The 18,761-nt window shown below is 59.2% G+C and carries 21 protein-coding genes and 1 riboswitch; of the genes, 15 read left to right on the top strand and 6 right to left on the bottom strand.

From position 1 onward, the window contains the following. Positions 1 to 3: 3 nt before the first annotated feature. On the top strand, positions 4 to 510 hold the full coding sequence (locus AAFM46_RS12735; RefSeq protein WP_283530940.1) for a MarR family transcriptional regulator: 507 nt from the start codon (positions 4 to 6) through the stop codon (positions 508 to 510). On the opposite strand, the gene AAFM46_RS12730 is transcribed toward AAFM46_RS12735, so the two are convergent. Beyond that, a complete protein-coding gene (locus tag AAFM46_RS12730; protein ID WP_343318144.1) occupies positions 507 to 1,436 on the bottom strand; it encodes an NAD-dependent epimerase/dehydratase family protein in 930 nt (309 codons plus the stop codon). The two genes, AAFM46_RS12735 and AAFM46_RS12730, sit on opposite strands and share 4 nt — an antisense overlap. Positions 1,437 to 1,577: 141 nt before the next feature. Between AAFM46_RS12730 and AAFM46_RS12725 the strand changes: the two genes are divergently transcribed. Together AAFM46_RS12725 and AAFM46_RS12720 are read left to right on the top strand one after the other, a co-directional pair. Next, entirely contained in the window at positions 1,578 to 2,270 is a 693-nt protein-coding gene (locus AAFM46_RS12725) for a WHG domain-containing protein (RefSeq protein ID WP_343318142.1), read from the top strand. A gap of 98 nt (positions 2,271 to 2,368) precedes the next feature. After that, the gene (locus AAFM46_RS12720; RefSeq protein WP_343318140.1) at positions 2,369 to 2,950 is read left to right on the top strand and encodes a DinB family protein; all 582 of its coding nucleotides are present in this window, start codon (positions 2,369 to 2,371) and stop codon (positions 2,948 to 2,950) included. A 90-nt stretch (positions 2,951 to 3,040) separates the two neighbouring features. On the opposite strand, the gene thiE is transcribed toward AAFM46_RS12720, so the two are convergent. After that, positions 3,041 to 3,721: a thiamine phosphate synthase gene (thiE, locus tag AAFM46_RS12715; protein ID WP_283530936.1), complete on the bottom strand. Its 681-nt coding sequence runs from the start codon at positions 3,719 to 3,721 to the stop codon at positions 3,041 to 3,043. 14 nt (positions 3,722 to 3,735) lie between these two features. Next, positions 3,736 to 3,862, top strand: a riboswitch (TPP riboswitch). Here thiE and thiO point away from each other — a divergent pair. The 4 genes from thiO (at position 3,857) to AAFM46_RS12695 (ending at position 6,880) form a co-directional block, all read left to right on the top strand. Then, positions 3,857 to 5,107 carry a glycine oxidase ThiO gene (thiO, locus tag AAFM46_RS12710; RefSeq protein ID WP_283530935.1) on the top strand — a complete coding sequence of 417 codons (1,251 nt, stop codon included), beginning with the start codon at positions 3,857 to 3,859 and terminating at the stop codon, positions 5,105 to 5,107. It overlaps the preceding riboswitch by 6 nt. Next, positions 5,104 to 5,343, top strand: a complete 240-nt coding sequence (gene thiS, locus AAFM46_RS12705) for a sulfur carrier protein ThiS (RefSeq protein ID WP_283530934.1) — start codon at positions 5,104 to 5,106, stop codon at positions 5,341 to 5,343. The genes thiO and thiS overlap by 4 nt, the downstream gene beginning before the upstream one ends. A gap of 56 nt (positions 5,344 to 5,399) precedes the next feature. Then, positions 5,400 to 6,200 carry a thiazole synthase gene (locus AAFM46_RS12700; RefSeq protein ID WP_283530933.1) on the top strand — a complete coding sequence of 267 codons (801 nt, stop codon included), beginning with the start codon at positions 5,400 to 5,402 and terminating at the stop codon, positions 6,198 to 6,200. 23 nt (positions 6,201 to 6,223) lie between these two features. After that, on the top strand, positions 6,224 to 6,880 hold the full coding sequence (locus tag AAFM46_RS12695) for a VOC family protein (RefSeq protein WP_283530932.1): 657 nt from the start codon (positions 6,224 to 6,226) through the stop codon (positions 6,878 to 6,880). Positions 6,881 to 6,951: 71 nt separating this feature from the next. Here the strand turns inward: AAFM46_RS12695 and AAFM46_RS12690 are convergent, their stop codons facing one another. The 3 genes from AAFM46_RS12690 to AAFM46_RS12680 form a co-directional block, all read right to left on the bottom strand. Beyond that, positions 6,952 to 7,257: a hypothetical protein gene (locus AAFM46_RS12690; RefSeq protein ID WP_283530931.1), complete on the bottom strand. Its 306-nt coding sequence runs from the start codon at positions 7,255 to 7,257 to the stop codon at positions 6,952 to 6,954. Between the two features lie 45 nt (positions 7,258 to 7,302). Continuing rightward, the gene (locus tag AAFM46_RS12685; protein ID WP_283530930.1) at positions 7,303 to 7,527 is read right to left on the bottom strand and encodes a DUF3107 domain-containing protein; all 225 of its coding nucleotides are present in this window, start codon (positions 7,525 to 7,527) and stop codon (positions 7,303 to 7,305) included. Positions 7,528 to 7,589: 62 nt separating this feature from the next. After that, positions 7,590 to 8,228 carry a TetR/AcrR family transcriptional regulator gene (locus AAFM46_RS12680; protein WP_283530929.1) on the bottom strand — a complete coding sequence of 213 codons (639 nt, stop codon included), beginning with the start codon at positions 8,226 to 8,228 and terminating at the stop codon, positions 7,590 to 7,592. A gap of 109 nt (positions 8,229 to 8,337) precedes the next feature. Between AAFM46_RS12680 and moeB the strand changes: the two genes are divergently transcribed. Beyond that, on the top strand, positions 8,338 to 9,522 hold the full coding sequence (gene moeB, locus AAFM46_RS12675; protein ID WP_343318137.1) for a molybdopterin-synthase adenylyltransferase MoeB: 1,185 nt from the start codon (positions 8,338 to 8,340) through the stop codon (positions 9,520 to 9,522). A gap of 197 nt (positions 9,523 to 9,719) precedes the next feature. On the opposite strand, the gene AAFM46_RS12670 is transcribed toward moeB, so the two are convergent. Continuing rightward, positions 9,720 to 11,081: a glutamyl-tRNA reductase gene (locus tag AAFM46_RS12670; RefSeq protein WP_343318136.1), complete on the bottom strand. Its 1,362-nt coding sequence runs from the start codon at positions 11,079 to 11,081 to the stop codon at positions 9,720 to 9,722. 162 nt (positions 11,082 to 11,243) lie between these two features. Between AAFM46_RS12670 and hemE the strand changes: the two genes are divergently transcribed. The 7 genes from hemE to hemB all read left to right on the top strand — a co-directional run bounded on the left by hemE (position 11,244) and on the right by hemB (position 18,743). Beyond that, on the top strand, positions 11,244 to 12,299 hold the full coding sequence (gene hemE / locus AAFM46_RS12665) for a uroporphyrinogen decarboxylase (protein ID WP_343318135.1): 1,056 nt from the start codon (positions 11,244 to 11,246) through the stop codon (positions 12,297 to 12,299). A gap of 45 nt (positions 12,300 to 12,344) precedes the next feature. Further along, complete coding sequence (locus tag AAFM46_RS12660; protein ID WP_343318134.1) at positions 12,345 to 13,922, top strand: FAD-dependent oxidoreductase; 1,578 nt, start codon at positions 12,345 to 12,347, stop codon at positions 13,920 to 13,922. 73 nt (positions 13,923 to 13,995) lie between these two features. Further along, positions 13,996 to 14,691 carry a hydrogen peroxide-dependent heme synthase gene (hemQ, locus tag AAFM46_RS12655; RefSeq protein WP_283530924.1) on the top strand — a complete coding sequence of 232 codons (696 nt, stop codon included), beginning with the start codon at positions 13,996 to 13,998 and terminating at the stop codon, positions 14,689 to 14,691. Further along, positions 14,688 to 15,863 carry a ferrochelatase gene (locus tag AAFM46_RS12650; RefSeq protein ID WP_343318133.1) on the top strand — a complete coding sequence of 392 codons (1,176 nt, stop codon included), beginning with the start codon at positions 14,688 to 14,690 and terminating at the stop codon, positions 15,861 to 15,863. The genes hemQ and AAFM46_RS12650 overlap by 4 nt, the downstream gene beginning before the upstream one ends. A 17-nt stretch (positions 15,864 to 15,880) precedes the next feature. Then, a complete protein-coding gene (hemC, locus tag AAFM46_RS12645; protein ID WP_343320446.1) occupies positions 15,881 to 16,864 on the top strand; it encodes a hydroxymethylbilane synthase in 984 nt (327 codons plus the stop codon). Next, positions 16,861 to 17,748 (top strand): uroporphyrinogen-III synthase, encoded by an 888-nt coding sequence (locus AAFM46_RS12640; protein WP_343318132.1) that lies wholly within the window; start codon positions 16,861 to 16,863, stop codon positions 17,746 to 17,748. The genes hemC and AAFM46_RS12640 overlap by 4 nt, the downstream gene beginning before the upstream one ends. A gap of 14 nt (positions 17,749 to 17,762) precedes the next feature. Beyond that, positions 17,763 to 18,743 (top strand): porphobilinogen synthase, encoded by a 981-nt coding sequence (gene hemB, locus AAFM46_RS12635; RefSeq protein WP_283530921.1) that lies wholly within the window; start codon positions 17,763 to 17,765, stop codon positions 18,741 to 18,743. Positions 18,744 to 18,761 lie beyond the last annotated feature (18 nt).

Here is an 18,761-nt window from a genome sequence, read left to right as displayed (position 1 = left end):
ATCATGAACGAGCAGGCAGCGCCCAAGGACTTTGTAGACCGTGCCAGGGAAGGTTGGGAGCGGTCCCGGCCGGATCTGGATGTTGGCAGCATTGAAATTATGGGGCGCATCGGCAGAATTGGCGCACTGTCCTCCCAAAGGGCGGGTCATGGATTGTTGCCAGCGGAAGTGACGCGGGCCGAATTTGACGTTCTCTGTACCTTAGCCCGCGCCGAATCACCCCTGCGGGCAAGTGAAATTACTGCTTCGACCATGCTTAGTGGTGCCTCAACATCCAAAAATACCGACCGTTTGGTTAAGCGGGGACTCATTGAGCGGCTCCCTTGGGAACGCGACGGCCGTGTTGTACTCATGCGCTTAACTCCACAAGGACGGGAACTGGTGGATAGCGAGCTGCCACGCCTGCTGCGCAGTGATCAAGAAATGCTCGCAGGGCTCACCGGCAAGGAGCGCGAACTCCTGGCCGTCCTGCTTCGCAAGGTTGCCCTGAGCGTTGAGGCGATAACCTAGCGGCGTCTTTGCCACCACTGCACAGTCTGCGCGGCAGCCGCATGGAGAGGCGTGGGGGAGAGGTTCAAGAGCTTTTCAGTGGCCAGGGAGTCCATTATAAACGGGGCCTGAAACTGATACATCATCTCAGTGAGCTCCCTTGTGTCCAAGGAGAAAATGCCTGCCATGGAAACCGCCCACCCCGGGAGGGATCTCACTTTAGGGAGCTCGACTCCGGCGGCAGCGGCAAAAGCCGAGGCAAGCTCACGCTGAGAGATGGCCTTGTTGCTGGGTGCATGCAGCACTGTGTTCCACGTTGCCGGCAGTGATGCCGCGCGAACCATTGCTGCGGCCAGATCCGGGACATACGTGAATGAGTGCGGGATGGTGCTGCTGCCTAGGAGCTGTAGGGGCTTGCCTGTCAGGATGCGATGAACCATACGCTCGCCAGCATGGGCCCCGCGTACCAGCGGACCAAAAAAATCGGAGGCCACCACGCTCACTGTGGGAGTTTTCGAGGCGGCTCGAGCGGCCAGCAGCTCTGTGCGGACCCCGCGCTTGCCTCCGCTTGCCGTGCGCGAGCTGGTCTCGGTCATAACTTTTTCCGGGGTGTCATAGGCGTAGAGGCTTTCCGGGAAAACCACGAGCGCACCCGACTCTCCCGCCACGGCAAGGACCGTGCGTTCCGCGCCCGGCAACTCCTTGCGCCAGGTATCTGCCCTGTACTTTGAGCCATGAATGCAATGGAAGACGGTGTCAGCATCCACCATCGCGGTGTGCAATTGTGCGGGTTCGCTAACGTCAACCCGGCGACGCTCTATCAAGGGGTGTTCCGGGCCCGAGCCTGAACGGGTCAGTAACCGCACGCTATGGCCGGCACTGGCAAGTTGCAGGGCCACGGTGGCGCCAACGGGTCCTGCCCCAGTGACAATTTTAACGTTTTCCATGAGGTCTCAATTCAGGTAATCTTTCATCTTTTCAGTAAAGAGCGGTGCTCTCGCTTTAACTATCAAGCCTACGGGTTGAAATTGTCAAGAGCAGTGCTCACTTAAGTTGACGGTGGTCTCGAATAGTCTGAGAATAGAGCTATGAGCCAAACACCGCGGGAACGGGCGCGAACGCAAACCATGTCGGAAATCCTCACCATTGGGCGCCATCATCTTGAATTGCACGGCGCCGCTGGGCTCTCACTCCGGGCCGTGGCGCGTGACCTAGGTGTAGTTTCTTCTGCTGTTTACCGGTATGTAAAGAGCCGGGATGAGCTGCTGACTCTCTTGGTGGTGGATGGCTACAACGCACTGGGTGACGCTGTGGATGCAGCAGTTGGCGCGGTACCCCAAAATGATTTCTCAGAGCAATTCCGAGCGTGGGGTGGAGCTATTCGGCAATGGGCTTTGGCTGAGCCGGCGCGCTATGGACTACTTTTTGGTTCACCTGTGCCAGGTTACGACGCCCCGGCGGAACAAACGACCCAACCAGGCACGCGGGTTGTGGTTTTGCTCATACAGATTCTGCAACGTGCCTACGAATCCAAGGCTCTGACGGCTCCTGTCAAGGAAGGAAGTCCACCGCTGGCTGCTGATTTCGAGCTAATCAGGGCGGACATGGAAATGAGCGTCCCAGACCATGTTTTTGCTTCGGGTGCATTGGTGTGGGTATCCGTTTTTGGAGCTGTGAACTTTGAAGTGTTTGGCCAGTATGGAACATCGACGTTTAGCGATCCAATAGCTCTTTTCGAGTCGCATATGAAGTTGCTGGAAGAATTGGTTGGCTTGCGGTAGCGTCCTAGCCACCGACAGTGCCACCTGGCTGGCCAGCGCTGCGGTCATGCCACCATGCAGCGATACTCCGGCGCGATGATGAGCAAAAAGTGGGCACCATGAATGAAAAAGATGATCTCCTGAAGTACCTGCGAAGTCAGCGGGCAAACCTGCTGGCAAAGCTTGAGGGACTCAGCGACTATGACGTCCGCCGGCCGATGACGCCCACAGGAACAAATCTCTTAGGCCTTCTCAAACACGTGGCCAGTGTCCAGTTGGGATATTTAGGCGTGGTTTTTGACCGTCCCAGCAATAGAGAAATGCCATGGCTAGCAGCCGGTGCACCCCAGGACAGCGATCTGTGGGCCGGACCCGACGAGAGCCGCGCGGACATTCTTGAACTGCATGAATTCTCCGCGTTGCACAGCGACAGGACCATCGAATTGCTGACGCTGGACACCGTGGGTGAGGTGCCCTGGTGGGATCCTGCGAGTCGGCAGGTGATACTGAGCCGGATCATGGTCCATGTGTGCGTTGAAACCGCCCGGCACGCCGGCCACGCGGATATCCTGCGCGAGCTCATTGACGGGGCAACGGGTAATGGGCCGCTGGATCGAAACACCTCAACTCGTACGGCGGAAGAATGGTCTGCTTATCGAGCGGAATTGGAGGCTGTTGCCAGCCGCCACCGGCTCAACTAGACCGGGCCCCTTGGCAGGATCACTCTTGGCATGAGGTCTCTTCGCAGGAGGTCCATCAGCAACGAGCGTGGCTGCGCGGCGTTGTGAAAGTTACCCCAGTGCGGGTAGCCGGGAGAGCAGTTCTGCGGCAGCCGCCGTCGGATCTTGGGCGTCAGTAATGGCCCGGACCACAACAATGCGAGACGCGCCAGCGTCCACCACCTGATCAACGTTGCTTAGATCCACCCCGCCTATGGCAAACCAAGGCTTGGTGGTGTGCAGGGATGCGGCGTGCTCAAGCAAGGAAAGTCCCACGGCGGCACGGCCCGGTTTGGTGGGGGTGGCCCATAGCGGTCCCACGCAAAAGTAATCGGCGTTCGGGTCGGCAGCAGCTGCGGACACTTGCTTGGTGTCATGGCTGGAAAGCCCCAGGGAAACACCTGATCCCACGAGTGAACGCGCGGCTGGCAACGGCAGATCCTGCTGGCCCACATGGAAAACGGGGGCACCGCTGAGCATGGCAATATCGGCACGATCGTTCACGGCCCACAGTTTGCCGCACTCCTGCGCCACAGAACGCAAAACTGTTAGCAACTCCAGTTCCTGAGCGGCCTCGATGGACTTGTCGCGCAACTGAATGATGTCCACTCCGCCGGCGAAGGCAGCCTTCAGGAAATCGGCAAAGTCGCCCTGTTTTTCCCGCGCATCGGTGCACAAATAGAGTCTGGCGTCCTTGAAGGAAGTGGCGGGGGTTTTCGCTGTGCTGTCATGGATGACCGATAATCTGCTCATGTCTCATAGACTAGTGCAGTACCGCGGGAGCCAGTGAAGCTGGTTGAGAGGGCGCCGAAATGTGCCGACCGAAATACGTCCCGTGCGGGCGTGGAACCTGATCCGGATCATGCCGGCGTAGGGAAGGAGAGCGTAGTGGCAACTTTTGAAGCCCAGATTCTGAGCACCGACGTGGCTGTCATTGGTGGCGGCATTATTGGACTGGGCATTGCGTGGGAAGCCCAGAAAGCCGGGCATTCTGTGAGCATTATTGACCCGGCACCCGCCACCGGAGCCACTTTTGCGGCCGCCGGAATGTTGGCTCCCGTGAGCGAACTGCACTATCAAGAAGATGACCTGCTGGAACTCACACTAGCCTCGGCTGCACGCTGGCCAGCATTTATGGCCGCCATTCCCGAATCTGGCCATACAGGCTTCAACACGTCTCCAACACTGGTACTGGGCGCAGACCCAGCTGACCGCAAGGCGCTGGCCGACCTCCGCGAGGTCCAAACCCGTCATGGTTTGGAGGTATCTCAGCTGAGCATCCGTGAAGCTCGCGTTCTTGAACCAATGGTGGGGCCACATATTTCTTGCGCCTACAAAGTAGAAGCCGATCATCAGGTGGATCCGCGAGCCTTGGCTGCAACACTACGAGTGCAACTGGTGAAAGCCGCCGTGGCGGCCGGCCGAAACAGTGCAGAGCAGACATTCATTGACCAGTCCGCTACGGCTTTGCTACACAAAGATCCCAGTAACTCGCACTCGCCCGTGACAGGGGTAAAACTGGCGGACGGCCGTGTTGTTCATGCCAACGAGGTCATTGTGGCCAATGGGTTGGGCGCTCCGGAACTTCACGAGCTGCCGGAGGGCCTCAAGCTGCCTGTCCGTCCCGTATACGGAGACATCCTGCGCCTTCGGGTTCCCAAACATCTTCATCCGCTGACCACCGCAACTATCCGCGGACTGGTTCGTGGGCTGCCCGTCTATATAGTGCCGCGGGCCGATGGGAGCGTTGTCATTGGCGCCAGTAGCCGTGAAGACGGATCCGCCGGTGTCAGTGCGGGCGGAGTTCACCAGCTCCTCCGTGACGCCCAAGTGCTCTTACCTGCCGTGGCCGAACTGGAATTACTTGAAATGAGTGCCCGCGCCCGCCCCGGCACCCCGGACAATGCGCCGCTGTTGGGACGAGTTGGTGACGGCAATGGCAGGGACATTCCCGGGCTCATCATCGCCACAGGCTTCTTCCGGCACGGAGTCCTGCTGACGCCCATAGCGGCCCACATCACCCGACAATTGCTGGGCAACATCACAGATCTGGCGTGGGAACAGTTCCGCCCAGACCGTTATTCACCTGCACTGCAGCACTCCCGTCCTGCGGGCACACCTTCTAAGGAGTCACCATGACCACCATTAATATCAACGGCACTGCGCAGCCTTACACGGTTGGAACCACTGTGGCGGATCTTGTGTCAGTTATAACAGGGAAAGTATTGCTGCCCTCTGGGCAAGCGGCCGACGGCGGACGGCTGGGTGTTGCTGTAGCCCGGAACGCCGGAATTGTGCCACGCAGTCAGTGGGCTGCCACAGCAGTTGAAGTCAACGACGAGTTTGAAATTGTTGCAGCTGTGCAGGGCGGCTAACCACAGGTTGGAATAAATATCATGTCAATCAACCCCATTTTTGAAAGTGAAAGCTCATGACTGAACCCCTTACCCACCAAGACGCTCTGATAATTGATGGTGTGGCACTTGGCTCCCGGCTCATTATGGGCACTGGCGGGGCGCCAAGTCTGGCAGGACTTGGCGCTGCACTGATTGCTTCCGGCACGCAGCTGACAACTGTGGCCATGCGCAGGTATTCGGTGGATCCCCATGGCGAATCAGGGACAAACCTGTTCCAGCTACTGGTGGAGAACAGTATCCGTGTGTTGCCCAACACCGCCGGTTGCTTCACCGCGCGGGAGGCTGTTATGACGGCAGAACTGGCGCGGGAGGCCTTGGAAACGGACTGGGTGAAGCTGGAGGTCATTGCTGATGAACACACGCTTCTGCCCGATGCCCTGGAATTGGTGGAGGCTACTGAGCAGCTGGTCAACCGCGGGTTTAAAGTCTTTGCTTATACCAATGACGATCCTGTCCTAGCGCTCCGGCTGGAGCAGCTTGGCGCCGCCGCTGTCATGCCCCTGGGTGCACCGATAGGCACGGGACTTGGCATCTTGAACCCGCACAATATTGAATTGATAGTCTCCCGCGCTAACGTGCCAGTGGTGCTCGACGCCGGAATTGGCACAGCTTCGGACGCCGCGTTGGCTATGGAGTTGGGTTGCGATGCCGTCTTGTTGGCCACCGCGGTCACCCGGGCACAAAATCCTGTCATTATGGCCCAGGCCTTTAAACACGCCGTGATCGGTGGCAGACTGGCAGCACAGGGCGGCCGCATTCCCAAGCGTGCCCACGCCTTGGCGTCGTCAGCGATGGATGGCCGCCCCGACCTGTAACCACCTCTGCAAGGGAGGCCCCCATGGCCGCGAACGATTCACTGACCCGTGCTCAAATCGATGCTGAACTGAGGGAGCTTCCGCAGTGGCGGTATCGCCTAGGTGGGCTGGCAACGGTACTGAAGTCTCCGACGTCGGCCATTGCTTTGGAACTTTTTGCGATCATTGGCCAGGAGGCCCAAGCCGCGAGTCACCACCCGGACGTGGACTGGCGCTATGACACATTGTTTGTGGTTCTCACCTCGCACGACGCCGGCTCCAAGGTCACCGCGCGCGATGTGGCCCTAGCTGCCAGGATTTCCGCAGCCGCACAAACTTGCGGAGCCGTAGCGCAGCCCGAACGTCTGCGCAGTGTTGAAATTGCCATGGACACAGAGGATCCATCGGCAGTTGCTGCACTGTGGTCTGCCGCCCTTGGTTTTGATGCCGGCGGGAACGATGATTTGAGGGATCCTTCGGGGCGGCTGCCCACGCTGTGGTTTCAGCAAACTCAGAGCCCCAACGCGAACCGTTTTCACTTTGATATCCAAGTCCCAGCCAGTGAGGCGGCGCAAGTACTGACTGCCCTGGAGAAGGTTGGTGCCACCTTGGACCGCTCAAACGCTCCGGCGTTTGTGATCGCCACCGATGTCCAAGGGAACCGGCTGTGCATTTGTACCGAGGAAGGCCGTGATTTGTAGCCACCGTTGGCGCAAAAAATATGCGCAAGACTCAAAGTGAGTCCTGCGCATATTTGTCCTAAACACTAGAGTCAGTGCATCGATAAAATTGTGTTGGTCTTTTCCACCTGGCGATTATGCCGGGTACGGCCCACAAAGCCCGCTACAGCCCAAGCAACGCCGCCGCCAACCACCATCGAAAGGATCCAGGGGATCCATGCCGTGGCCGTGTCGTTGCCAAGACCAGCAGCCATGGTGATAACCCACATCAGCAGTGAAGCGGACACGGCTGCCCCTGCAGGCAAAACGGCACCGAAGGTGTGCCGGTACTTGTCAACCGCCCAAGCAATAGCACCGAGTGCGCCGGAAGTCAGGGCAATAATGACCAATGCAACCATGGAATCTGATCCGTATCTTTTTACTAAAGCAGTAACTTTGGGGTGTTAGAGAGCGCCAAAGCCAACACCGCGGGCTTTTTCGCCACCGAGTTCAACGTATCCCAATGCACTCCCCGGAACAATGACGATCCGTCCCTTTTCATCCTTGAGACGCAGCTCAGAACCTTCGGCCAGCGCCGCAGAAACCAAGGCGGCGACGTCGTCGGCGGTTTGCTCGGATTCAAGGACGATTTCTCGGCCAATGTTTTGGATGCCGATCTTGATTTCCACAGATGTCTCCTCGGTGCAGACTGCCAATAAATGTATGTACAAACCACTCTAGGGCTAGGTGGTCAGGATTCCTTGGGGAAGCGGCTAATTCCGCGCCAAGCTAAACGATAGACAAGATCGCTGGCGACCTCGATGTCAAGATCGCCTTTTTCTTCAAGCCAGTAGCGGGCGCTGACCTGTGCCATCCCGGCTAACGCCCTGCCTAGAAGAGTTGCCTCTACGGGAGGAAGCTTGGTGTCCTCCGCAATGACTTTGCCGATGGCGTCTGCGTAGTTCGCATTGAACGTTTCCAAGCGTGCCGCAACTTCGGCGTCGTTTACCAAATCTGATTCAAACACGAGTCTGTGGGCCTGGTCATCATTGGCCATGAAATGAAAGTAAGCCTTCATGGTGGCTTGAACACGCAAATTGTTGTCGCTAGTGGAATTAAGAGCCGCCACAAGCATTGTGGTTAACGCTTCCAAATGACTGTCCAAAAGCGCCAAGTACAGTTCACGCTTGCTGGGGAAGTGCTGGTAAAGCACAGGTTTGCTAACCTTCGCGGTTTCTGCGATCTCATCCATCGCGGCACCGTGATATCCGTGGTTTACAAAAACTTCCAGTGCGGAGGCGAGCAGTTGCGCCCGGCGTTCATCGCGTGGGAGGCGGGTCGGTTGTGTGCGTGCGGCGGGGCGTCCCTTGGCTGAGGAATCTAAACTCATTGCGACAGCCTTTCTCTCCGTTGACCCAATAGAAGGCACATGGTTGGTTTATGTCATTCTACCCATCGGTAATGCTCCAAGCCGTGCAGGTGGGACTAGATTATTGAGTATGGTTTCCTTGATTCAGCCTTTGACCGCCACCAAGCCGCACTCTGAGGTGGCACTTCCGCCGTTGGTTGAACCGGGGCCGCCCTTGGGGCCGGAGGAGTTGGAACGGTATTCACGTCACGCTTTAATTCCGGAGATTGGTTTGGAAGGTCAGCAGCGCTTGCGCAATGCGCGCGTCTTGGTCATTGGGGCGGGTGGCTTGGGATCACCGGCACTGCTTTACTTGGCGGCCGCCGGTGTAGGCACTTTAGGCATCATTGACGATGACAGCGTTGAACTGAGCAACCTGCAACGCCAAGTGATCCATGGTGTCAGCGACATTGGCCGCACCAAAATAGATTCCGCCAGAGAATCTATTCTGAACCTGAACCCTGGCGTCAACGTGATTCTGCATCCCGTGCGGCTCGATTCCACTAACGCGCTGGAGATTTTTGCTGATTACGATCTGATCCTTGACGGTGCAGATAACTTCGCCACCCGATACCTTGTCAACGACGCCGCCGCACTGTTGGGCAAACCCTATGTGTGGGGATCGATTCTGCGCTTCGACGGTCAAGTTAGTGTTTTTTGGGACAAATTCGGACCCAACTACCGGGATCTGTACCCCGAGCCGCCAGCTCCAGGTACTGTGCCATCCTGTGCCGAGGGTGGTGTTTTTGGCATGTTGTGCGCCTCGATCGGCGCCATGATGGTCACCGAGGCGGTGAAACTCATCACAGGGATAGGCCAGACTTTGCTTGGCCGCCTGCTCATTTTTGATGCATTGACATCACGGTGGCGGGAAATCCGGATCGCCAAGGATCCGGCAGCTGAGCCCATCACGGAACTTGTTGACTATGAGATTTTCTGCGGGCTGGTTCCTGCCATGAAGAACGGCAACGAACTGATCTCCGCCGATGATCTTACCGAGCGGTTATCTCGCCGGGACCAAGGTGAGGATGACTTTGTGCTCATTGACGTTCGCGAACCGGTGGAATTTCAGATAGCTCGCATCCCGGGATCGGTGCTGATTCCACTGGCGGGTATTAGGGATGGCTCTGCGCTGGATCAGGTTCCGCACGGGGTACCGCTCATTCTGCATTGCAAGGCCGGCACTCGCTCAGCCCAAGCGTTAGCGAGCCTACAAGCGGCAGGTTATGCCGACGTCGTCCATGTGGACGGTGGGATTGACGCCTGGGCAAAGTAGCCGACGTTGACATTGGAGATAATGACACCTCGGCGCGGCTTCAATGTTGGTGTTCGCCTCGTTGGCATTGGAGATAATGACACCTTGGCGCGAACTGCTGGTCAGCAGTGGGAGGGTGTATGAAAATCAGACGTCGTGATCTCCAACCTCGGCGGGGTGGGGGTGTGGTTATCTCCAACCTCAACGGGTGGGAGAGGTTAGCCTGCGGCTTCGTCGCCGATTCGATCGGTCACGGCTAGGCCAATGACCTCAGGAGAGATCTTCAATCCATACAGGGCATCCAGAGCCGCTAGGTAGCTCTCGGAGTCTCCGGTGGCTGCCAGTTCCTTGGCGCGAACAGTTGGCACATGCAGGAGCTGCTTGACCATCCGGCGCATAGCAAATTCAACCTCTTGGGTTGCGGCCGAACAACCGTGCTGTTTGCGAACTTTGGCAAGTTCATCGTCAAGAACTGACATGGTGTGACGGCGCAGTGCCACGATGGCGTGGTCCAGTGAACGGGCGTTTTGAGACTGCTCAAAGTTCAAGGTGGCATCGGCAACCATGGCGGAGGCGTCCGCCAATGTTGCCGCTTGTTCGGCGGGAGCTGCTTGGCGCACAGTTTCAAGTGTCAGCAAGTCAACGCCGGAAAGGTCTGCAATGTCAGGGGCAAAGTCGTGTGTCAGCGCAAGATCGATGGCTGTGAGTTGGTGGGAGCTGTCACGGCGCATGGCCGCCAGATCAGCTCGCGAGAGCTGGTGATCTGATCCGCTGCAGCCAACCAGGAGCGAAGCCTGTGCAACGGCCTCGCCTAAGGAGTCATTATCCAGAGCAGTGCCGCCGCGTGAAGCCACGAACGTCTCAGCGCGGCCAGAAGCTGAGTAAACGGAAATATCTGAACATCCGCGCTGCCTCAGCTGCGCCATCGCGGCACCCGCATAGGCGCCGGTGCCGAACAGCACGGCTGATTTCCCTGTCAGGGAACCGGCCTCAGAAAGCACGTCGGCCACAATGATGCTAGCCGCAGGAAGTTTCGGAGTTAAGTCTTGGAGTTCAGCGGCAAGATCCAAGGCAACGGAGACAATCGACATGCCCCTGCGCCCGAGTGCCGTTTGGGCACCTACATCCTTGGCGGTCTTGGCTGCGGCTTGAAAAAGTCTGACCAGCGGGGCCGTGGTGACGCCCAGATCCTGCGCCATGCTCAGGGCCCGCCTAACCTGGCCGGCAATCTCGCGTTCTCCTACAACCGCTGACTCCAGCCCAGTGCTCACGGCAAAAAGATGCCGGGGGACTGCGTCGGAGTGCAGTGTGGAAAGGGCCAGGGATACTTGGGCCTCCGCCAAACCCGAGTGCCGGCTAACGGATTCAATGAGTGAACTGCGAGCAGACTCGACTTCCTCAGCGCTGCGGGCGTGGACATAGAGCTCGTAGCGGTTGCACGTGGCTAATGTCACCATGCCGGCGACTGGGTTGTTTTTTTCCACAATTTCAGCACTGACTGCCGCGGCGCCGACGCTTAGACGGGCAACGGTTTCCAAGTCAATGGCGGTGTGCGAGGCAACAAGAGAAAAGAGAACCACAATTTCAATATGGTAGACCCTTAACCTGATGGTTTATGGACAGGCAACCCTAATATGTCACTAAGAAACTGTGATTCCGCTGACATGGTGAACTTTCGAATGAGTGCCACGGTGACAGTTTGTGCACAAGATAGCCCCAGATTCGCTCTGTATGGTGGTGCCATGACACTGAGCCCAAGCCACCCCATGATGGATGGCCGCACCGCCAATTCCCCCCTGATCACGGCCTACCGGGGTGGCATACCTAGCCGCCGCCCTATCTGGTTCATGCGCCAAGCCGGACGATCGCTGCCTGAATACCGTGAACTGCGCGTAGGCACCACCATGCTGGAATCCTGCCTGAAGCCGGCCATGGCAGCCGAAATTACGCTCCAGCCCGTACGCCGCCACGATGTTGACGCCGCCATTTTCTTTTCCGACATTGTCATTCCGCTTAAGCTTGCTGGCGTCGGCGTGGACATTGTTCCCGGCGTGGGCCCGGTTTTGGACAAACCCATCCGCACCGCAGAAGACATTGCGAACCTGCCTGAGATGAGCGATTCCTCGTTGGATCCCATCCGCGAGGCAGTGGCCCTAACAGTGGCGGAGCTGGGTAGTACCCCACTGATTGGCTTTGCCGGAGCCCCGTTCACGGTGGCCGCCTACATGGTTGAAGGCCGCCCCTCCCGCGACCACCTTGGGCCGCGGACCATGATGCATGCCCGCCCCGAACTATGGGCTGAACTGATGAACTGGGCAGCTGACGCGTCCGGGAAGTTCTTGCGCGCGCAGATCGAAGCCGGTGCTAGCGCTGGCCAGCTTTTCGATTCCTGGGCCGGGTCGCTGGGGCTTGCCGACTACACCGAACATGTTGCCCCGGCGTCGGCTAGGGCCTTGGATCATGTCCGTGACCTGGGTGTTCCCCTGATCCACTTCGGTACAGGGACCGGCGAACTCTTGGGCGCTATGCACAATGTTGGTGTGGACGTTATGGGCGTGGACTACCGCCTGCCCCTTGATGAGGCCAACCGTCGTCTGGGTGGCAACGTTCCCCTACAGGGCAATATCGATCCGGCGCTGCTCAGCGCGCCGTGGGAGGTGCTTGAGGCGCACGTTCGTGAAGTTATTGCTGCGGGCTCCACAGCGCCCTCACATGTGCTGAACTTAGGTCATGGAGTGCCGCCGGACACAGACCCGACGGTGCTGACCCGCCTGGTGGAGCTTGTTCACTCCATCTAGCACCAACCTGTACCCGCCATACCCGAACCAGCTGTAAGGGACACCATGGAAAACCGCAAAATTGCTGCCAAAGCCCATAAGCCGCAGAGCCACCCGGCGCCGAATCAAGCAGTAGTTGTGGGCGGCGGCATCTCAGGTTTGCTTGCCGCGAAGGATCTGCAGGGTGCCGGTTTTCAAGTGAGTATTTACGACGCCGCTGCCACCTGGGGTGGGTGCGTGGCCCAACATGAGGTGGCCGGGGTGGTGTTGGATGCGGGTGCGGACTCATTCGCGACCCGGAACACGGCAGTGGCTGAGCTGGCTGCAGAGCTTGGGTTGGCCGATAAAATAGTCACGCCGAACCCGGCTGGGGCGTGGGTGTGGCTCCCGGATGGTCCCGTGCCGCTTCCGCGAACCGGAGTGCTGGGCATCCCTTCTGACCTCAGCGCGCCCGAAGTCCGCACGGCGCTGGGTGCCTCTGGGGTACTTCGGGCGGCGTTGGACGCCAAAATGCCTGTGAACATTGGCACCACCGAGGCCGTGTCAAGCATTGCCGAGCTTGTCCGGGCGCGCATGGGCAAGCGGGTGCTTGAGCGGTTGGTGGCCCCCGTGGTGGCAGGGGTGCACTCGGCCGATCCTGAACTGTTGGATGTGGACATGGTGGCGCCGGGCCTGCGGGCCGGCATCCGGGAACACGGTTCTTTGGCCGCAGCCGTGGCTGCGCAGCGGGCAGGTGGCAGCAAGCCCGGTTCCGCTGTTGGCGGGCTCGACGGCGGCATGCACACTCTGGTTACCGCGCTGGTGGCGCAGCTGCGTGAGGCGGGCGTAGCCATGCATGCAGGTCACCGGATCAGGGCCATATACCGTGGTGACACAGGCCCCTCCGAAGCCACGGGCGGGGAAACTTCTGCGCTCGCTACGGCTGCCGCGAAAGCCTCGGACTCAACGTACGACGGCGGTGGAGACTCCCGCTGGATCGTGGAGTGGGAGCATGGCACCGAGCAAGGTTTTGAGGCGGCGGAGCTGCTGGTGGTCTCTACGGATGGGCCCACGGCTGTGCAGCTTTTGAGTGCGGAGTTACCGCACCTGCTGCCCCTGGCGCCAGCCCCTGGGCCCGATATTCGCCTTGTCACGCTGGTAGTTGATGTGCCAGAACTTGATTCTGCTCCCCGAGGCACGGGCGTGCTTGTAGCCCCCGGTGTTGCAGGGATCAAAGCCAAGGCGTTGACTCATGCAACAGCGAAATGGGAGTGGCTGGGCAATTCCACCGGCCCGGGAACCCACGTCATTCGGCTTTCTTACGGCCGGGCCGGAGTCAAGGCCTCGGATGCCGTGCGTCTGACACCCAAGACTCTCAGGGAGGAAGACTTGATCCCCACAGCGTTGGCGGACGCCTCCGCCCTTCTGGGTGTGCCGGTGACCGAGTCGGATGTTCTGGGTGCGGATATTATCCGGTGGCAGGGCGCCTTGCCGTTTGCCGCCGTCGGGCATCAGGCAAAGATGGCCCAGATCCATATGCTGGCCAATGAGGTCCCCGGCCTGGCACTGACCGGCGGATGGTTGAGTGGCAACGGGCTGGCGGCCGTGGTCAGCGGCACGCGGCGGCAAATTCGGGCTGTCATTGACAGCTCAAGCAGAATGTAACGTTCCTCACTTTCTACGCAATGTAGAGAAGGTAATTTTAACTTTGAGACCGAATAGGGGCATGCTAGAAACCATGAGCCACACAAACGTAGAATCTGTCACCAAAACTCCCGCCGAGACTCCGTTCACCCTCTGGACCGTTTTCAAGCGCACGGGATCCTTCGCTGGAGGGGCCGCTGAGGTTGCCGAATTTGAGGCACTTGAAGCATCCCTGGCCGCCGAGAGCATCACCTTGCGCGGCAGCTACGATGTATCCGCTATGCGCAACGACGCGGACGTGATGGTTTGGCTTGTCGGTGCTGATGCGCAGGGCTTGCAGCGAGCTGTGCGCAGCATCCGGCGGTTGGGTTTGTTCGCCAGCACGGAAATTGCCTGGTCAGCCATGGGCGTTCACCGCGAGGCCGAGTTCGCCAAGAGCCACGCCCCGTCCTACATGAGCGCCAAAGAACCAAAGAACTGGGTCTGCGTTTACCCGTTTGTGCGCTCTTACGACTGGTACATCTTGCCCTCCGAGGACCGCAGCCGCATGTTGCGAGACCACGGCATGCTGGGGCGCGATTACCCGCAGGTTTTGGCAAACACGGTGTCGGCCTTCGCCTTGGGTGACTGGGAATGGCTGCTCGGCCTGGAAGCCGATGAGCTAACCGATCTTGTTGACATGATGCGCACCCTGCGTGGCACCGATGCCCGCCTGCATGTGCGTGATGAAATTCCCTTCTATACGGGCCGTCGCATTGACGCTTCCGAGATTGCCGAGGTCCTGAAGTGAATAATCGAGTAGTAGCCCCCAAACAATACGACGCGATCCTCCTGGCCTCCTTTGGCGGTCCCGAGGGCCAGGATGACGTCCTGCCTTTCCTTCGCAATGTCACCCGCGGCCGAGGCATCCCGGATGAGCGCCTTGAAGCGGTGAGCCATCACTATCGCGCCAATGGTGGGATCAGCCCCATCAATGCGCAGAACCGCGCGCTCAAGGGTGCCCTCGAAGCTGAACTGGCTGCCCGCAATATTGACTTGCCGGTTCTGTGGGGCAACCGTAACTGGGATCCCTACATTCCCGCTGTGCTGCAGGATGCGTACGACGCCGGTCACCGCCGCCTTCTGATGCTCACCACTAGTGTTTACTCCTGTTACTCCAGCTGCCGCCAATACCGCGAAGATATTGGCATTGCGCTGACCGAAACAGGTCTGGATGGCAAACTGGCAGTGGATAAAATTCGGCAGTATTTTGACCATCCCGGATTTGTGGAGCCCTTCATTGAGGGAACGGCTGCATCCCTGGCGAAGGTTCGCCAGGAACTGGTTGACGCCGGCAAATCTGAGGCACCCGTGCACGTCATGTTTGCCACGCACTCCATTCCCACCCGGGATGCTGAAGCGGCTGGCCGCTCGGAACTTCAGCCACGCAGCTTTGAGCAGGACTCCGCCTATGTGGCGCAGCACCTCGCCAACGCTGAGGCCATCATGGCAAGAGTTGACCCTGAACAGGAGTGGTCGCTGGTATACCAGTCCCGCTCCGGTGCACCGCATGTGCCGTGGTTGGAACCAGATATCAATGACGCCCTGGCTGAAAAAGCGGCTGCCGGGATTGCCGGTGTAGTGGTGGTTCCGCTGGGCTTTATTAGCGACCATATGGAAGTCCTCTGGGATCTAGATACAGAAGCCAAGGAAACGTGTGCCGAACTGGGCCTGGCCTTTGACCGGGCGCCCACTCCAAGCACGCACCAAAAGTTCGTTGAGGGTCTGGTAGACCTGATCTGCGAAAGAACCATTGAAAATCACATCACCGACCGTCCCGCCATGACCGATCTTGGGCCCTGGTATGACATCTGCAACCCGGGCTGCTGTGCCAACTTCCGTGGTGAAAAACCCGCTATTTCCGAAGTGGGCAGCTCTGTTGGTGTAGGCCTTGTTGGTGCCGGCGCTCAGGGAGATTCTTAACTTCCATGGCTGAAGTAATGACGCATGTAAAAATTGGGACCCGCGGTAGCCGTCTGGCCCTGAGCCAAAGCGGGCAAATCACCGATCAGCTCAGCGCGGTTGGTGGTTTTGCTGCCGAACTGGTGCCTATCAAAACCGACGGTGACATCCTGACCGGGCCGTTGTCCCAAATGGGTGGCACCGGCGTGTTCGCGGCCGAACTGCGTTCCGCCGTTTTGGACGGTCGTGTTGACGTTGCGGTGCACTCCTTGAAGGACCTGCCAACAGCGGCTGTGCCTGGTTTAACTCTGGCCGCGGTGCCCCTCCGTGCCGACTTCCGCGATGCCCTGTGTTCCCGCGACGGCTTGAGTCTGGCACAACTGCCGCAGGGTGCAACTGTAGGTACGGGTTCCCCGCGCCGTGCAGCGCAATTGTTGGCGTACCGGAAAGACTTAAAGATCGTGGATATCCGCGGCAATGTTGACACTCGACTGGCACGAGTACCTGGCCTGCCCGGGAACCCCGCAGTAGCAGCCGTCCCCGGCAAAATTGGCGACCTAGACGCGGTGGTACTAGCGGCGGCAGGGTTGAGCCGGATTGACCGTCTGGATACCGTCACTGAATTCCTGGACACGGAGGTGATGCTTCCGGCGCCCGGTCAAGGGGCACTGGCCCTTGAATGTCGTTCTGCCGATACCGACCTTTCTGAGGTTTTGGGACAGTCGCTGGCAGCTGTGGATGATAACGACTCCCGCCTAGCTGTGACGGCCGAGCGTGCGCTTCTGGCGCGTCTGGAAGCTGGTTGCAGCGCACCTGTTGGTGCGTTGGCACACCGTAAAGGTTCTATGCTCTATCTCGAAACTGTGGTTGTCTCCCTTGACGGTGTGCGTTCGTTGCGCTTGAAAAAGGCCACCGATGGTCTCACCACCGTTGGGGCCACGCTTTTGGGGATCGAACTTGCTGAGGAGCTTCTCGCTGGTGGCGCTGGCGACTTTGCAGACCTGGCAGGCCCTACCAAGTGACGATCCTCCGCGGGCCACTGGACGGATTGCGCGTGGCCATCACTCGCAGCCCGGACCGGGCCGGCGCCTTGGCTGATGCCCTGGCCGCGGCCGGTGCCGAGCCAGTTTTGGTTCCCGTGATTGACTTTGAGGTTGCAGATAATGACGCCTTGGGGGTGGCTCTGAGGCGCCTCTCCGCGGGGGATTACAGGTGGTTGGTGATCAGCTCCATCACCACCGTGCGGGCATTGAAGCAATGGTGTGAAGGGGCCGGGACTTCCTTGAGTGAGCTGATTCCGGCCGGGACATCCGTGGCCACGATTGGGCCAACGTCAGCTGCGGTTTTGGCGGCCGAAGGAATCCATGCGGAACTAGCCCCTGTGGATATCCAGTCGGCCGCCGGACTGGTAGAGCTGTGGCCCGAATTTGAGCCAAACACACTCTCACTAAGCAGCAACAACAAGATATTATTGCCGCAATCGAATCTCGCTGAAGCCACGCTTGTGACGGGCATGAACGCGAAGGGCTGGGACAGCGAAATCGTCACGGCCTACCAAACGGTGCACTACCCGGCCAAGGCGGAACTGCGCCTGCAGGCAACACTAAATAACTCACAGGGGCACACCAATGCGGGCTACCCGGTGCTCACCCCAGCTCAAGCGGCAGGTGAGATTGCGGCGGGAGCCATTGGCGCCGTCGTACTTGCCTCCGGAAGTGCCGCCCGCAGGGTAGCCGAAACCATGGCACCCCTGACAGACAACTGCCTGGTTATTGCCATTGGGCAGCCAACGCAGCTCGAAGCCCATCGGTTAGGGCTGCGCGTGGCCGCCACCGCCAAACACCCCACCCCCGAAGGCATCGTGGCCGCACTGGCCCAAGCCCACACTAATTTTCACACCCAGTAATTTACGGAGTCACCATGAGCTTTCCCCAGCACCGTCCGCGCCGCCTGCGCACAACCCCAGCCATGCGTCGTCTTGTCAGCGAATACTCGCTCACGCCGTCGGACCTGATTCTGCCGGTGTTCATCCGCGAAGACCTGATCGAGCCTAAAGCGATCACGTCCATGCCAGGAGTTTTCCAGCACACGACGGCGTCGCTGGTGGCGGCCGCGCACCAGGCAGTCGCGCTGGGGCTTGGCGGCATCATGATTTTTGGCATCCCTGCCGTTCGCGACGCGAATGGCTCAGCCGGGGTGGACCCCTTAGGTGTGCTGAACAAGGCCATTGCGGATGTACGGGCGGCCGTGGGAGATGACCTTGTCATTATGAGTGATCTTTGCCTGGATGAGTTCACAGACCATGGGCACTGCGGGGTTTTGGATGAGGACGGCGACGTTGCCAATGACGCCACCTTGAAGATTTACGCTCAGATGGCTGTGGCCCAGGCAGCTGCCGGAGCCCATATTGTGGCACCTTCGGGCATGATGGACGGGCAGGTAGCGGTGATTCGCGAGGCGCTGGACGCCTCAGGGTATGAAGACGTTTCCGTTTTGGCCTACGCCGCCAAATACGCTTCGGCCTTTTACGGACCGTTCCGCGAAGCTGTTGACTCGCAGTTGCAGGGGGATCGACGCACCTACCAAATGGATTCAGGTAACCGCCGGGAGGCCCTTCACGAGGTGGAGCTTGACCTGGCCGAAGGCGCGGACATCATCATGGTCAAGCCGGCCATGAGCTATTTGGACATCCTGGCCGATGTGGCGGCCATATCCCCGGTGCCCGTTGCTGCCTACCAAATCTCGGGGGAATACGCCATGATTGAGGCCGCCGCAGCCAATGGCTGGATCAACCGTCGCGGAGCCATAGAGGAATCCGTGCTGAGTATCAAACGTGCCGGGGCAAACATGATTCTCACTTACTGGGCTGCCGAACTGGCCGGCTGGCTGCGCGAGAACTAACACTTCTTTTTCTGTTGT

Source organism: Arthrobacter sp. TMP15, assembly GCF_039529835.1.
Taxonomy (GTDB): Bacteria; Actinomycetota; Actinomycetes; order Actinomycetales; family Micrococcaceae; genus Specibacter.
Note: the sequence above shows the minus strand (reverse complement) of the source record. Positions and strands in the feature narration are given on the sequence as shown.